The following is a 16,376-nucleotide window of genomic DNA, read 5'->3' on the forward strand; positions in this document are numbered from 1 at the left end:
CACATCGTGCTGCCCACTATTCTTATGCGCAGCTCATTCATCACCCTCATCCTAACGTTGTTTCTTGCGGCAAGCGCATTGGCGCAATCTGACGCAACGGACATTCCCGAAGACGTTCACAAAATATTTCCCAACGCTACACGGGTTGGTGAGATGCATACCGATATTAACGTCACCCCTGTATACCAGCTTCAGCAACTCCTTGGTTATGTATTTGAATCCAATGACTTTGTGGATTTCATTGGTTTTTCCGGTAAGCCGGTAAATGTTGTTATTGGTTTAGACCCTCAAGGCAAGGTGGTAGATCTCTTCGTAAAAGCTCACAGTGAACCTATTTTTTTACACGGGTTAGGTGAGAAATCGATGTTCGATTTCGTTGCTCAATACAAGGGGCACAGTGTTAAGGAACGTTTCATTATTGGTAGTAAAAGCGATGTAGGGAAAGACGCGACATATTTTGACGGTGTAACGAAGGCAACCGTTTCAGTACTTGTTATAAACGACACTATTGTTACATCCGCCCTTGCCGTTGCCAGGGCGAAGCTCGATGGTTTTCTCGCGCCCAGCAATAAAATTATCAACCCCGACTTCTTCGAACCAATGTCTTTTGCTCAACTCGTTGAAAAGGGCTTTATTCAGAAGCACACGATTCAACAGCAGGACGCTCATGGGGTAGCAAGTGAAATTGCCGATGCCATCGCTGAAATTCAAAGAGACCGCGGGCTGGATGATAACACCATCGCTGAACACTACTATGCGTTCCTCAGTTTACCCATAGTAGGGAAGAACCTTTTAGACCCCGTTGAATATCAGCGACTACAAGACAATTTGAAGCCAGGTGAAATGGCGCTTATGGTGCTAAACACCAAAGGGTTTAGCTTTATTAGTGATGCCTTTATCCCTCAGACCACGCCAGAACATTTGCGGGTTGCTCAGGGCGGGTTTCCGGTGGCGGTTCGCGACATAGATTTTTATAGTTTTTACGACCCCACCTTCTCACAGTCTCTGCCTGAATATGAGGACTTAAAAGTGCTGAGAGTAAAATCAAAGGGTGGCTTGTCACTGGACCAACGTATGCAGATTGCTATTAGCTTGCCGTACAAACCCAGTTTTTTTGAACGCGATGAACACCTTTTCCCCTTGAACGTTTCCCTGCCCGGTGAATTGTTTATGGAAAACCCGCTGGCAAAGGCGGAAAAACCGATCCCACTGTGGCAGAAAATTTGGCTCGACAGAACCTTGGAAATTAGCGTAACGCTTCTATACCTGTTGGCGCTTTCGGTCTTCTTCGCGCTGCAACATAAGCTCACACCTTACACCCGACTGGTGCATTCAATACGAGCGTTTTCCCTTGTGTTCGTGCTTTTTTTTATTGGTTTTTATGCACAAGGGCAACTGTCTGTGGTTAATATTTATACACTGCTTCTCGACGTCACAGATGGCTTTTCTTTGGAAGTGTATTTACTTGACCCAGTTATTTTTATTTTGTGGAGTTTCGTGTTCGTTTCCCTGTTTATAGTGGGGCGAGGCCTGTTTTGTGGCTGGTTGTGCCCGTTTGGTGCACTTCAGGAAATAATGGCCGTCATTGCTGAAAAGCTCAGGATCAGGCAAATTCGCATTAAGCCAGAGCATCATAAGCTGGCACAAAAACTCAAATATACGGTGCTTGGAGGGTTGATTGCGGCTTCGTTCTTTTCTCTTACACTGGCAGAGAAACTCGCGGAAATAGAGCCGTTCAAAACATCAATTACCCTGCATTTTGTAAGGTACTGGCCGTTTGTGCTGTATGCAGTGATCCTGCTTTTACTCAGTTTGAAAATACACAAAGTGTATTGTCGTTACTTATGTCCCTTAGGGGCGGGCCTTGCCATATTGGGCCGCTTTCCCGCGGTCAAACTGCTTACCCGAAAAGCAGCCTGCGGCAACCCGTGTCAGCTGTGTAAACAGAAAAAATGTGGTATTGATGCTATAGAACCCGATGGCAGCATTGATTATGCTGAGTGTATTCAATGCCTCGAGTGTGTGGTTACCCTTGATAACCCAAACTTATGCAAAATCGACAAGTATAAAAAGAAAAAGGTGCCTACTCGTGTCAAAAACCTCGATCCTGTCCGCGCTTAGTCAGTCAGCCTCTGATGTTGACGACGCGCGTTATACCGCAGAGCATGCCTGTCGTGATGTGGCCAGTGAAATTTTAAAGCAGGTTGAACCTGATGGAATAGAACTTTTGCTTTTTCACACCAGCACGCTTTTTGACCTGGATGTGGTTGCCTCAAAGATGACCACACTGTTTCCAAACGTCAATGTGGTGGGGTGTACCAGTGCCGGGGAGTTTAATAAAAACGGGTATGGCACCGAGAAATTACTCGCTGTGGCGTTCCTGAAAAACGCATTTTCTATTGCAACCGCCTTGGTACCCCAGTTAGGCGAAGTGAATTTTGATGAAGCACACGATATCGCCAGTAATTTGCGACGAACATTGCAAGGGCGGGAAAAGCGCTATGACACAGAGCAACACTTTGTTATTTCCGTACTGGATGGGTTAACGCGTCACGAAGAGCATTTTCTTGAAACTTTTGCAACCGCCTTTGGCAACATTCCCCATTTGGGGGGAAGTGCCGGGGATGACTTAAAGCTCGAAGCGACGTACGTGTTTTACGATGGTGCATTCCACAGAGACGCCGCCGTTTTGCTATTGGTCGGTACCTGCAATCCGTTCAGCGTTTTTTCCATTGATCATATCAATTCGCCGGTTTCTAAACTTGTGGTTACCCATGCAGATCCTGAATCTCGCACTGTGTATGAAATTAACGGCGAGCCGGCTGCGCAGTATTATGCGAGCTTGTTGGGGATGAAAACTGAAGCACTTACTCCCGATGTTTTCTCCATGTTTCCCCTTGCCGTTATGGTTGGCGGTAAATATTTTATTCGCTCCATTCAAAAAGTAGATCTAACCACAAACGCAATAACCTTCTACTGTGCGGTAGATATCGGCATTATTCTCACTTTTATTCAATTGGGCGATTGCATAGAAGCGTTGGAGAGTAAATTAGATGCACTACACGAACAACTTGGTGAGCCAGAGTTTGTTTATGCCTGCGATTGCTTTTTGCGAAGGCTGGAAATTCAGCAAGGCAACAACGATCACGAAATAAGACGATTACAGCAAAAGTACCATGTCGCTGGTTTTAATGCCTATGGCGAACACATTCACTCGGTGCATCTTAACCAAACCTTCACGGGGGTGTATTTTGGCACCCGATAGCCCCGTAACAGAGCTACAGGTGCTTCAGAAAGCACTGGAGGAGCAAAAGCGCGAGAATGAAAAGCTTGAGAAAATCAATGCCGCATTGATGTATCGCATGGAGGAAGGTGGTTTCAACCACCATAGCTATCGCGCCTTCGAGCACGCTGTACAACTGTCCGAAAAAGTGAGTGAAAAAACGGAAGAGTTGCAGTCGGTATTACAGAAACTGGAGCGGTCGAATGCCGATTTAGTGCGCGCAAATCAAGAGACGCACCAGGTAAAACAGCGTCTGCACGATGCCATTGAAAGTACTAATCAGGCCATGGTGTTGTTGGATAAGTTTGGGGGGATCATTTTCTTCAACAGACATTTTGAAACTGTATGGGATGATTTGTCCATCACCCCTAAGATTGGCGACAACTATTACGACATCACGCAAGCAGCAAAGCACTCTGGTATTATTCGGCGCGCATTGCCTGCCGACGTAGCCGGAAGAATGATTTATCAGTTGTCAAATAAACGCTGGTATCAGCTTACAAACCGGGAAACACAGGAAGGGGGTAACGTTATTCTGTTTAACGATATCACCGAAGTGAAGCTGGTTGAGTCAAACCGTTACGAGCAAGTAATTAAAGAAAAAAACAAATTACTTCAAAGTCTTATCGATAGTGTCGACGTGGGCATATTACTCATTGATAAAGAGGGGGGCATTGCCTTTTGGAACAATACGTTTTTAACGCAAGCCAACGTTCCTCAGTACGTTTTGGTCAATAGCAAAAATATTTACGCGTTACAAAATCATCAGCAGTGGAGTGGTTTAAACCTTAAGCCTGAAGGTCCCCGCACGCAAATTATTCATGACAATCTTGTGGTTGAGCGCAATATAACGCAACTACCGGATGGCAATACGTTGTGTACCTTTACCAATGTTACTTCGCAACACCATTATGCCGAGACTTTAAAACATAACGAAAGCTGGATACGCATGATCACTGATAACGTACCGGCGTTAATTGCGTACATAGGCACAGACAGAAAATTCCAGTACACCAATAAGGGCTATCGCGATTGGTACGGTGTCAGTGAGCAAGATCTAAATAACATGCCCATGGATAAAAGCCATCTCAAAGAGGTTTACCCTAAGCTCATTCCATATTTACGTCGAGTGAAACAAGGGGAGGTGGTGAATTTTCAAAGTGAGGAGCAAAACGCAAATGGTGAAGTAGGCTTTTTGCAAAAGGTATACTTACCCCACTTTAATGAGTCAGGAGAAATTGCAGGGCATTTTGTTTTGGCTACAGATGTGTCTCAGGCCGTTGAAAGTCAGCGTCAACTCAAAGCGGCAAAAGATCAATTAGAAACCAATGTCGAAAAGCGCACCCGTGAACTCAATCACGCCAACATTGCTTTACAGGAAGCCATAGACTCTAAAAGCAAGTTCCTGGCAGCCATTAGCCATGATCTAATGCAACCGCTAAGCGCTGCTATTTTGTTTAATGAAGCCTTAAAAGATCAGGTAGATAGTCAGGCAAGCACCATTGTAAACGCCCTGGACAATTCACTGTCTGATCTCAATGGCCTTATTCGTGCACTGATAGAAACGTCTAAACTTGATGCCGGCGTTTTACAGCCAGATAAACAGGAAGAAAATGTACTGCCCTTGCTCATGCAGTTAGCTGAAGAGTTCTCTCACATCAGTAAAGATTACGATGTCGACTTCCGCTATCGCTTGAAAGAAGCCTATGTCTGTACTGATGTGAATTTGTTGTCTCGAATTTTGCGTAATTTATTGATTAACGCAATGAAATACGGTGCCAATGGAAAGGTGTTACTGGCAGCGAGGAAAGTAAAACACAATCTTGAGATCAGTGTTTACGACCAGGGCGTGGGTATTAGCGAAGCGGATCAAAAAATCATTTTTAAGGAATTTTCCCGTCTGGAAAACGATTTTAACTACTCCTACAGTTTGGGATTAGGCTTATATATTGTCGATAAAATGAGTAAATTGCTCGAACACGATATTCGGGTTCGCTCCAAAGAAGGTGTGGGTGCGTGTTTTACCGTTTCCATACCCCTCGCACAAGTGTCTAATCAAGACTCAGATCAAGAGTACCTGTACGAACTACAGCCGTCGTTGCCCCGATATATTGTCGACAAACAGATTTGGCACATCGATAACGACACCAATATGCGTATTGCCATGCAAACCCTGTTTGGCAACTGGGACATGGAGATAGAGACTTTCTCGGGTTTTGATCAGTGCAACGCGGTGACAGGTGGAAACTTTAACGACTGCGATATGCTGATTGTCGATTATCACCTCGATGAAGAAGAAACCGGTTTGGATATCGCTATGCGGGTGAGGACACTGGCACCTTCCTTGCCCGTTATGATCTGCACTGCTAACCATTCTAAAGCATTGGCTGGCAAGCTCGAGGGCACTGATATTCAGCTACTACACAAACCGGTAAATTCTTCGGTGTTAAAAGCGGCTTTAGTGGCCAGTTTACAGAAATAGAGCCCTCCGGCGAATACGTGGGCGTACCCTGGTAGCGTTAGTTAAAAACGTATTGATTGAAGTCGATATTCGCAGCACTAGCGACCACTTTTACTCTGTTGCTTGCTCCAAGTTTCTTAAGGATAGAGGATACGTGAGACTTCACTGTAGTCTCAGAAATATTGAGTTCGTAAGCAATGACTTTATTTGCTAAGCCTTGGGTTAAGTATTTTAGCACTGCGAGCTCTTTGCGCGTTAAAGAACGTATTTGCTCCGGAGAAATGCCATTCTCATTGCGTACACGGGTTTTGGATGGTGAGGTGCGCAGAATTTCAGAGGGCAGACAGACATTGCCTTCGAATATACTCTCAATTGACGTAGCAATTTCTTCAATTTTGCTGCTCTTTGAAATGAAGCCAACCGCACCGTACGAGATAGTTTGTAAAATATTTTGCTTTTCCGTTTCTGCAGAAATAATGGCTACCGGAACACTCGGGTATTGATTGCGGATTTCCAGTAATCCGTTTAGACCACAGGTTTCCGGCATGTTTAAATCAAGCATGACCAGATCGAATTTAGCATTTTCTGCTAACAGTGCGAGCGCTTCCGAGATGGAGTTTGCTTCTAGTGTTTCAGAATCGGGAAACTTCTTCCCTAATATAGTAGTCATGGCGTGACGAAATATAGGGTGGTCGTCAATGATCAGGATGCGGTACATACTCTTTCCCTCAGCTAAAAAAGCGACGTTTGCCGCCGACTTCGTGACAATGTTGGGCAGTCACAACTTCACCCGTTACATTAACATTAATATAACATTAATTGGGGGGTAATAAGACCTTTGGCTTATATTAAAACTACTTGTATGACCAGTGGGCTGAGCATTAGTTTTTTACAACTGATCTAGTAATTGCTGGCGTTTCTCCTGATATTCTTCTTCGCTGATAAGCTTTGCCTTTTTTAAGGTTTCCAGGCGTTTAAAACGCGTGATCAGCGTCTCCTGTTTCGCCGCTGAGTGTTTAGCTGAAGAAGCTGGTGCAACGGATAAATCTGGTTGTTGAACAAGAGGAAACGATTCCTTAGCTAAAGCAGTTAGATCGGTGCTTGCTGTTATCCAGTCATAACGGTTCTCTCGGCCAAAGGCTAAACCGGTCGCGGTAAATGTGAGCGGTTTACTGAAGCCAAACGCCTGTTGCTCCCTGTGGCCATAGCTAAAACTGTATTTTACCAAGCCTTGTGCCGTTGGGTCATAGGCCATTTCGTATGCGCGATTAGCGGCTTTATCGAACTCTCCAATGAGAATGTTAAGTCTGTCATTTTCTATGAAAACACTACCTGTAACGTATAGTGTTTGTTTTTTTAGACCGCCCAAAGTGCGGACTTCTTTACTAAGTGAAAATACAATATCTTCATCGGGTTTGGCTTGTTTCAAGGCGATGGGAAGATAAGTCGCCAACAGGGTAACTTGATGGCCAGAAAACAACGGTGCGGTACCCCTATCATTATCATCTTGTGTAATAGATATTCCGCTTAACACATGACTAACGGCTTCCTCTGACAGGTGAAAAGGGTGTTGATTTTTGCCATCCTCGTTTTTTTTAAGAGTGATATAGTTATTTTTCCCTTCCTTATATAGTTCTGCAGATTGGGCTTGGTGTAGCGGCAGAAATAGGAATATTACCAGGGTCATAAAGAAGGGGAAAAACAAGAGCTTTTTGAGGCTCATTTTGTACTCCTTTTTTAAAGGGGAGAGCGGGATTTTATCCCGCTTTTTATGTGCGAATTGATGTGGATTTTCATCAAATAATTGCGTTTAAAGAAAATGGACTGCCTTATTTTAAAAGAAAATTGTGCCGCCAAGTTGAATAAGCGTTAGATCTTTAGCGTTGGTATAAATACGCTTTGCCGCGTCTGAACCATCTATAGCTAAACTCAGGTTTTCATATTTTGCGTACACTAAAAAGCGAGAGCCAAAATATTGCTCTGCGGCAACGCCCCACTGGCTTAATTCAGAGCCGGTTACGCCATCAAGATGTGCCATGCCATACTGGTCGTTGTAACTGGCATACTCTGCGTAAAAGGCCGAATCGCCCATATTGTTAAATTGTCTTCTAATGCCAAATTTAAAGTAGTAGGCATCGGTATCGTCACCGGAGCCGGCAATAGCGTCGTCGGCCTCTTCCATTTGATAGGTTGCTACACCAAAAATACCTGACTCAATGTGCATTGCACCGGCTTGCATTTGCAACGTCGTTGAACTTGTTCCGCCGACATTACTGCCGCCGTCTTTATTTACCGAGTAGCCAGCGTGAAAATTTGTTTTGAAGCCCGCGTGTTCAGCGCCGTACTTTACGGCAATATCGTAAATCTCGTCATTGGCGTAGCCTACTGCAATACTGACGTTTCCCATTTGAGGTAAGTCATAGCGTACACCGTTGCGGTAAATGCCGTTGCAGTCGATACCTATTCCTAAACCAGGCGTAGCCAGACACTGTGCAAATTGCCCCCAAGCCACATTGGTAGAGTCTTCATCAATACCACGAATAAAAAAGCCATTGGCTCTAAAGAGAGGAGAGATACCAGACCAAATGGTGCCAGATGGATCAGCAAGTACTGCAATGTTATCGGTAGGCAGACTTTGTAAACCGATAGTGATTTTACCCCAGTCGCCACCAAAGTAGAGGTTACTGCCCAGAAGGCCGATATCACCGCCGTTGAAAGTGTCTAAATTATCCTGATTGGCAAACAAAAGCGGCGTCTGGTGACCACCACCAGCATAGTTTGGCGTGCCAGACAGAGGTTCAATAATCACTTCAAAGCCCACATCCATGGCTTGGTCTTCCAGTTTGTAATTACCAGAAAGGGTAATGCGACTACCCAAGGTTGTGCCGTTGTCTGACAATTGAGCGACATCACTACCCACACCATCGTCATAGTAAGTAAGACCTTCGTTTATCCATCCGGAAATATTCCACGAATAGGGCTTGTCATCGGCCAGGCTATGACTGCTTAAACCACTTAATATAGCAATTGATAAACATGTTTTTGTAAGGGTTTTCATTTTCATTTTACTGTCCCAATATTGGTAGTGTGAAATACAGCGTGTTGCTCAACTCACGCTAGTGTCAGTGTTTTTTGTTTTTTTGTGACTGGTTTAATACTTCCGGTGCCCAGTAAATTGATAATAAATTTAATTGATAAATGAACCATCGGTCGTAAGACGCGTTAATCTCATTCTTTAGTAGCGGGAAAAATACAATGTTGGAGAAATGAAAAGCGCGATTCACACCGCGCTTTTAAAAAAGAGAAAGATGAATAAAATAGTCAGGGTTAGAATTTAGCTTTCAAACTAACGCTAATCATTCGGGGGTGTGCAGGCCCGACAAATTCCGCGCCTTCAACATCTGGGTAAATGTCTTCCAGCACTTCGTCAGCCTCACCATAGGTTCCAAAGGTTTCATATTCGGTATTGAATACATTGTTTATACGAAGCAGCGCTGTAAACGTGTCGTTAAACCGGTAGGTGCCGTGAACATTGACTATCGCATAGCCGTCAATGCTGTCGTTCTCATTTGCTTCATCGCCCCGAAAATATTGGCTTGAGGCAGAAATGACTTCTGCGCCTATGCGGGTATTGTCAGTCAGTGCGTAATCGGCATACACTTTCACAAGGTGGGCAGGTTGTCCTGGGATCCTGTTCCCGGCCATAACCAGTCGGTTTGGACCCTGAGGATTAAATGGGCTAAATGACGTAAAGCTCGACTCGTAGGTGGCATCCAGATAATTATAGTTTACGCGGTATGAGAATTTTTCCCAGGTGGACCCCAGGCTCAACTCAATGCCCTGGCGCTGGGTTTCGTCAACATTAATAAAATACCCTCGGGATGCAACGGATCCTGCTTGCTGAAAAATAATGTCGTCTTTACTTTTACTGTGAAATACATTCAACATAATATCGACGTTGCTTATACGGGTTGTATAATTTGCCTCTATAGTTTGGGTGACAACCTGAGCCAGCGGTGGATCGGCGACAAATCCATTGGGCAAACGACAAGGGTCGTCTTCATCAGCACAGCTTAATTCTGCCGGACTTGGGGTGCGTGACGATTGACTGATTGCAAAGTTCAACACGCTGTTTTCGTCCAGAGCCACATCAACGCCTATGGCAGGGTTAAATTGGGTGAAGCGATGATTGCCGTCCAGAGAGTCATCACCATCTTCGCTTAAATCTTCCATGACAATGTGATCGCGATTAAAACGGCCTCCGACGTTCAACGAAACTGCTTGGCTAAGATGGGTGGTGTTCATAAAAAACAGCGACCACGCTGTGGTGTCTACATCGAGTCTTACTCGCGCCTCTTCGGCCATTAACCCTGCTATTGGCAACACCGTTCGGGAGTCCTCTGCGGTGTCGTTTTCCAGGATGCCAAATGTGGTATCGGCTGCGTAGCTTATATCGCCTTTGGCGTAACTTGCTCCAATGATGAATTCTGATTCAAAACCGCTTAATGGGTAGTGTTTCGCAAATTGGAAAGACAACCCCAGAGCGTCCGCGTCAGTTTGACCGGTATTGTACGTACCGTCGATGTCGTCAGCGTCAACTTCCGAAATGTCAGCAAGGGCAGTGCCTTCTTCATATCCAATGAATTCTACTGCCTCAATGTCATCGTCATCCCCCACAACAGGCAAGTCGTGATCATCGTCATCGTGGTCCCGCAGGGCCACTACATCGTCATCATCGTCATCATCGTCTTCAAGTTCGCAAAGTGTAATACGACCATCGTTAAATTGGCAGGCGCCAAAGTCACTGTCATCACCATTGATGGATGTGGTCTGAGTATTGCGGTAGAAGGCGTTGGCCGATAGAGAAAGGGTGTCAGATAATACAAAGTCCCCGGTGATATTTATGTGTTTAAGTTTGTTATTGGTTTGATCCGGATGGGTATATACGGCTTCCCGGCCTTCGATGTCGAGTAACTCCGCAGGCGATGCACCATTCCCCAGGAGTTCGTTGTCGGCTATGAGCAAATTGAAATCAATAAGCATGGTGTCATTGCGATAAGCTAATGACGTAAATACCTGTTGTACTTCGGAGGGGGAATAGTCGCGCCAGCCATCTTCTTCGTAGTGATTGAGGTTCACGTAATAGGCCCAGTTATTACTGTGACCACCGGATTCTAGTGAGCCGGCTTTTTGTCCAAACTGTCCAGCCTGAAGATCCAGCTCGTTAGCGTCAAATGTAAAACCTGTTTTGGTGTTTAGCGCCAGCGCACCGCCTAACGTATTCTGGCCGAACAACGGATTTGAGCCGGAATATAAAGACACGGTATCAATGGCATCAAGGGGCATAAGATCCCAATGCACGGTATCGCCAAATACTTCGTTCACCCGTCCGCCGTTCAGGTATACCGAAATACCCTGCGGCAGGCCAAGCAAGGGTGATGCAGTAAAGCCCCGGTATTGCAAGTCCGGTTGAAACGGGTTGTTTTGTACATCATTGAGATTGACACCTGATAACTGTGATTTTAGTAACTCCGGCAACGAACGGTTTACACTTCCTTCTATGTCATCTTGGGTGAGGGTTTGTACATTCCCGAATGACGACGCTGTAGTGCCGTTGGTATTGAGTGAAGTTGCCCCTTGTACTTCAATTATTTCATACTCACCAGCGGTATCCTTTGCATGGGCGAAGGGGTGAAATGCGCAGGCAACGGCGCTGGCAATGATGGCAAGAGAGAAGGGCGTGTAGCTTGGACGGGTAAAATTATGTGTTCCCATTTGAGTCACTGTATAGTTTTAGTATGTGAAACTAGTATTGCCTTACTCATTCCCGAAAAATATCCTCCTTAAGTGTGAGGAAATCTCGTAAATTGGTAGCAGTGATTTTTCCCGACACTGCTAGAAAGCATTGCGCAAAATAGCTTCACACCACGTTTCACGCAGTGGTGTATTTATGTCGTTTGCGCCGAACAGGTAGATATTTTTTTCAAAAGAAGCCGCGCCCAGCGCATAGCACTCGCCAGTTGTGCGCGGTTGCCAGAACCTACTGCTGGCCAAAGCAGCCGCAAGACCCGACTGTTGGCAAAGCGGAACTCGCCATACCCAGTGGGCAGCCCCGTAAGCCGGGTTCAGACGTGGGTGAAGATTTACCGCTGATGCGCGAAATAGCGTCAGCTCAGACGTCTCATTGGCAAGCGGCTGTAATAACCGCGGCAGCAAGGGTAAATGGTCGAGGCTTACCATATTGCGATGAGATGACAACAACCCCAACTGTGCTATTTTTTCCTCGGAAGGAGGAAAATCAAGCGGGCTCGATCTTGCTAGCTTCTGACGGTTTTGGAAGCTGGCAATTAGTGAGTTGTCCCTTGGATATAAGGAACCAGCCAACGAATGGTAAACCTCGTTGCAACGAGCTAAATACAGTGCTTTTGCGTCCTGATCTGCTCGCAATGGCAAAGTGCTTGTTTGAAAGTAACGGATGGCGCGGTGCACACAAGGCGGGAGTTTATCGAAGTTATTTGTCATATTGGCCGGTGTGATGTCCAGTTCGGCAAGGCGTGCTGTAATACGCTGTTTTATCTTGGCTTGTTTTTGGGGGGCATTTTCGAAAGTAACAAAGCGAATTGCCACGTTCCCATGGCGGTTTACCTCCGGGTCGATAAAAACAACATCATCACTGGCAGTTTGCGATTGGAGTGCGTTTTCACGCATTTTTAAGCCGTGTGCAAAGCACGACGGAAACCACCAGCTAAATACGTGCCTGACAGGTGACATTTCATCACGCCGTGCCTGCTCAGATTGAGGCTTGCTATCTGAGCCGAGCGGGGACTGCGTTTCTGTGGCAATAGACGCTCTGGCCGCTTCACCGTTCAGGTCGGCGACAATCTGCTTACACTTTTCAAATAGCGGCCTTGATTCGGAATAAACAAAAATGGTGATATTCTCCGGCTGGTACCATTTTTGTTTATAGGCGATGAGCGCGTTATAGTGAATATTACCGATGGTTTGGGTAAAGCCTCCTGCATGCTGATAGGCTTGAGTGCTGGTGTCGCCCAATCGAATACCCGCGTTTAACGCATAGTCGCTGTTTGCTTCGAGCATTGCCAGTTCGTTAAAAATGACCCCGTCGCGCTCGCAAGCTACCTCTTGTTGTGAATAATGATGATTGAGCATGCCACTGTACAAGTAGTGCAAGGAATTGAGCAGCAAGCTCTGGTGCTCGGAGGTGGCAAAGAAAAAAGTGCGTTCCTCCAGGGTGGTGGCATTTATCGAAACAGGTAACAATGCGTTCGTCGCGAAAAGCTCATGGGCTGCAGGGTAGTGAGCTGAACGGCGAAAGCTCATGTGTTCAGCAAGGTGAGATATTCCAGAGTGTTGTAGTGTCGGCGTTTTAACAGCTAACACAACTGTGTGGCTTGTGGGAGGAGCCTGGGTATCGACAAAGTGAATATCGCACATGACGCCCAACCACTAAGCCTTTGTCGTGTCAGGAATCAGCTTAACGGGAATTGCCCGTTCTACTTTTCTGTACTGAAGGGCCTTGGTCGGCTTATCGCCTGCTTTATCTGTAATACTTTTCATTACATGGTGATCCGGAGATTTACTGCACACGGGGTCAGTTTTATACATATCCCCGGTTAGCAAATAGGCCTGGCAGCGGCACCCGCCAAAGTCCTTTTCTTTTTCGTCACAGGTTTTACAGGGCAAGGGCATCCAGCTATCACCGCGAAAATGGTTAAAACTGAAGTCGTTGTACCATATATCCTGTAGCGAACGGTTTTTTATATTGGGAAAAGTGAGGGGCAGTATCTTGGCACTGTGGCAAGGGAGGGCGCTGCCATCTGGAGTAATGGTTAAAAACGTAGTTCCCCAGCCGTTCATACAGGCTTTAGGACGGGTTTCATAGTAGTCGGGAGTCACAAATATAAACGTTGGCCCCTCGCCTGCTTGATGCGCTCTATAGCGGTTGACTTTGGCTTCGGCGTCTTGCAATTGTGCAGAGGTAGGCAGTAAATGCTCTCGGTTTTCGTAAGCCCATCCGTAATATTGTACTGTAGCCAATTCAACGAAATCGGCATTGAGTTGTTCACTTAGTGCCATCACCTCTTCAATTTCGTGAATATTCTGGGCCGTGATGCAAAAGTTCAGCACCATGGGGTACGCGTACTGCTTGACCAACTTTGCAATTTTCAATTTTTGTTCAAACGAGTGCCGCTTGTTGCCTATGAGGTCGTTAACTTCGGCATTCGCGGCTTGGAAGCTCAGTTGAATATGATCCAGACCGGCTTCTTTTAGTCTGGCAATACGCTTTTCTGTCATCCCAATGCCAGATGTGATCAAATTGGTATAGAACCCAAGCTCACGGGCATAGCTTACGAGGTGTTCAAGATCCGGCCTCAACAAGGGCTCACCGCCTGAGAAACCCAGTTGCACTGCTCCCATGTCACGAGCTTGTTTCAATACCCGTTCCCAGTGCTCAGTAGAGAGTTCGTTGTGGGTTTCTTCCATATTCACAGGGTTAGAGCAGTACGGACAATGCAGGGGGCACTGATAGGTAATCTCGGCAAGTAACCACAAGGGTGGCGTTATGCCGTTTGGGGTTTCATTGGTCGCCATAGCGTATCCATTTCTTTTCTTCCGCGTGAATGAGAAATGCGCGCACGTCGTCTTCCAAGTCATCTGGTGCATCGGGAAACGCAGCGCGAAGTTCCTGACAAATGGTAGTTTCTGTTTTACTGCCATCGACCCTTTTGAGGATTTCCGCTGCCGATGGATTGAGTTTAATCATGCCCTCTGGAAAGAGCAGAACATAGCAGCCCTGGGCCTTTTCGTATTGCATGCGAAAAAGGGGGTTGAGTTTTGCCGCTGTTTGTTGGGGATTGTGACGGGGGGCTGCGTCGCAGACTGATGATGTGGTCATTAAAACCTCCCTTTGTGGCAAATGCGTTGGTCGGCAATGCCGTCAAACGGCTTTCTTCCATATTCATACGCAAAGCATATTGCATCAGCAATGCTCCACAACACATCGATTTTAAATTGCAGAATATTTAACGCGAGTTCTTGTTGAGAGCGAGTGGTAAAGTGATCTAAAGTAATTTGGAGCCCGTGTTCCACATCTCTTCGAGCCTGGCTAAGACGCATTTGAAAGTAGGTAAAACCTTCGTTGTCGATCCAAGTGTAATGGGTTGGCCATGTATCCAATCGACTCTGATGTATTTCGGGGGCAAACATCTCAGTAAGCGATGAACATGCCGCCTCCTGCCATGTGGCGCGGCGGGCAAAGTTAACATAGGCATTCACCGCGAATTTTACAGCGGGAAGCAAATGGGTTTCATCAAGCAATTCACTGCGTTGTAAGCCAACAGCTTCACCTAGACGGAGCCACGCTTCTATTCCGCCAACGCCAGTTTCTCCCTCCCTGCCATCGTGGTCGATAACGCGCTGGATCCAGGCTCTGCGCACTTCTTGATCTTCACAGTTTGCCAATATAGCGGCGTCTTTAACTGGAATAGCCATTTGGTAATACAAGCGATTCGCCACCCACCCCCGGATCTCTTCAACGCCGCACAAACCCTGATTCATTCGCTGGTGAAAAGGGTGATGAATGTGATAATAAGCGCCTTTTTCTCGCAGTTTCTGTTCGAATTCCTGCTTTGTCCACGGCGTGTTTGTCATTGCTATACCTCCAGTTCCATGCCGTCGTAGGCCAATTCGATGCCCTGCTCACGCAAACTGTGATAAGGCTGTGACCCTTCGTCAAGTACACGGTTAGTATTATTGATATGTATCAGCACCTTGCGTTCGACATTGAATTCATTTAACAGGGCAATCGCGCCGTTTTCGCCATTGACAGGCATATGCCCCATGTCGGTTCCAAGCTTGGTGCTAAAGCCGTGATCAATCATTTCTTCGTTTGCCCACAGCGTACCGTCGAACAACACACAATGTGCTTCGCCCATTACTTGCCTCACCGTTTTATTCGCTTGCATACAACCCGGCGCGTAGAACAGCACATTTCCTGTCTGATCATCGGTAATTTTCAGCCCAATGTTATTACCCGGAACAATGTTGTCGCGATAGCTAGAATACGGCGGTGCATTTGATTCCAGTACAACGGGTTGAAAGGTCAGACCCTGGGCACCTTCGGGCACAAAGGGTTGGTGAAAGTCGATATCTATAGTGTGTTGCACTAGACCACCATGCCAGTGTTTCAATACAGTAAACAGGGGAAAGCTGGTGGTTAAATCCTCCTGTACAACGTCGGTGCAATAAACCGGAAGGGGCAAACCCTCCCGTAGAGTCAGAAGCCCTGTTGTGTGGTCTATTTGACTGTCGGTGAGTACGATAGAGGCGATGCGCGTGCCACGGGAAATAGAGGCGTCAGGCCAGAGCTGTGGGCGGCTGTTAATTTGCTCCCGCAAATCGGGGGAGGCATTAATGAGTACCCAGTTTTCGCCATCACTACTGACGGCGATGCTCGATTGTGTTCTGGCTTGTGCGTTAATTTTACCTTCTCTCAACCCCTTGCAATTAGGGCAGTGACAATTCCATTGAGGAAACCCGCCTCCCGCGGCAGCGCCAAGTATGAGTACGTGCATAGGAACTCCAAACTACAAGTAAAAAAAGGCTGCGCAA

At 46.3% G+C, this 16,376-nt stretch carries 12 protein-coding genes; 3 read left to right on the forward strand and 9 right to left on the reverse strand.

Translation table 11 applies throughout. The features are described from left to right. The first annotated feature begins 24 nt into the window (after positions 1-24). From KO518_RS05980 to KO518_RS05990, 3 genes are read left to right on the forward strand one after another with little or no spacing between them, the layout of a single operon-like run. Entirely contained in the window at positions 25-2,121 is a 2,097-nt protein-coding gene (locus KO518_RS05980) for a 4Fe-4S binding protein (protein ID WP_216025463.1), read from the forward strand. Continuing rightward, on the forward strand, positions 2,090-3,265 hold the full coding sequence (nosP, locus tag KO518_RS05985; protein WP_216024925.1) for a nitric oxide-sensing protein NosP: 1,176 nt from the start codon (positions 2,090-2,092) through the stop codon (positions 3,263-3,265). Before KO518_RS05980 ends, nosP begins: the two co-directional genes overlap by 32 nt. After that, positions 3,252-5,765: an ATP-binding protein gene (locus KO518_RS05990; RefSeq protein WP_216024926.1), complete on the forward strand. Its 2,514-nt coding sequence runs from the start codon at positions 3,252-3,254 to the stop codon at positions 5,763-5,765. The genes nosP and KO518_RS05990 overlap by 14 nt, the downstream gene beginning before the upstream one ends. A gap of 37 nt (positions 5,766-5,802) precedes the next feature. On the opposite strand, the gene KO518_RS05995 is transcribed toward KO518_RS05990, so the two are convergent. From KO518_RS05995 to pqqB, 9 genes are all read right to left on the reverse strand, one after another. After that, positions 5,803-6,462, reverse strand: coding sequence for a response regulator transcription factor (locus KO518_RS05995; RefSeq protein WP_216024927.1), 660 nt, complete (start codon positions 6,460-6,462; stop codon positions 5,803-5,805). A gap of 171 nt (positions 6,463-6,633) precedes the next feature. Then, positions 6,634-7,467 carry a hypothetical protein gene (locus KO518_RS06000; protein WP_216024928.1) on the reverse strand — a complete coding sequence of 278 codons (834 nt, stop codon included), beginning with the start codon at positions 7,465-7,467 and terminating at the stop codon, positions 6,634-6,636. Between the two features lie 111 nt (positions 7,468-7,578). Continuing rightward, positions 7,579-8,808 (reverse strand): porin, encoded by a 1,230-nt coding sequence (locus KO518_RS06005; protein WP_216024929.1) that lies wholly within the window; start codon positions 8,806-8,808, stop codon positions 7,579-7,581. 263 nt (positions 8,809-9,071) lie between these two features. Further along, positions 9,072-11,519 (reverse strand): TonB-dependent receptor, encoded by a 2,448-nt coding sequence (locus KO518_RS06010; RefSeq protein ID WP_216024930.1) that lies wholly within the window; start codon positions 11,517-11,519, stop codon positions 9,072-9,074. 120 nt (positions 11,520-11,639) lie between these two features. After that, a complete protein-coding gene (locus tag KO518_RS06015; protein WP_216024931.1) occupies positions 11,640-13,199 on the reverse strand; it encodes an insulinase family protein in 1,560 nt (519 codons plus the stop codon). 12 nt (positions 13,200-13,211) lie between these two features. After that, the gene (gene pqqE / locus KO518_RS06020; RefSeq protein ID WP_216024932.1) at positions 13,212-14,357 is read right to left on the reverse strand and encodes a pyrroloquinoline quinone biosynthesis protein PqqE; all 1,146 of its coding nucleotides are present in this window, start codon (positions 14,355-14,357) and stop codon (positions 13,212-13,214) included. Continuing rightward, positions 14,344-14,661 (reverse strand): pyrroloquinoline quinone biosynthesis peptide chaperone PqqD, encoded by a 318-nt coding sequence (pqqD, locus tag KO518_RS06025; RefSeq protein WP_216024933.1) that lies wholly within the window; start codon positions 14,659-14,661, stop codon positions 14,344-14,346. The genes pqqE and pqqD overlap by 14 nt, the downstream gene beginning before the upstream one ends. Further along, positions 14,661-15,416 (reverse strand): pyrroloquinoline-quinone synthase PqqC, encoded by a 756-nt coding sequence (pqqC, locus tag KO518_RS06030; RefSeq protein WP_216024934.1) that lies wholly within the window; start codon positions 15,414-15,416, stop codon positions 14,661-14,663. The genes pqqD and pqqC overlap by 1 nt, the downstream gene beginning before the upstream one ends. Positions 15,417-15,418: 2 nt before the next feature. After that, the gene (gene pqqB, locus KO518_RS06035; RefSeq protein WP_216024935.1) at positions 15,419-16,339 is read right to left on the reverse strand and encodes a pyrroloquinoline quinone biosynthesis protein PqqB; all 921 of its coding nucleotides are present in this window, start codon (positions 16,337-16,339) and stop codon (positions 15,419-15,421) included. Positions 16,340-16,376: the final 37 nt, after the last annotated feature.

It is taken from the genome of Aestuariibacter sp. A3R04 (assembly GCF_018860805.1).
In the GTDB taxonomy this organism is placed as follows: Bacteria; Pseudomonadota; Gammaproteobacteria; order Enterobacterales; family Alteromonadaceae; genus Alteromonas.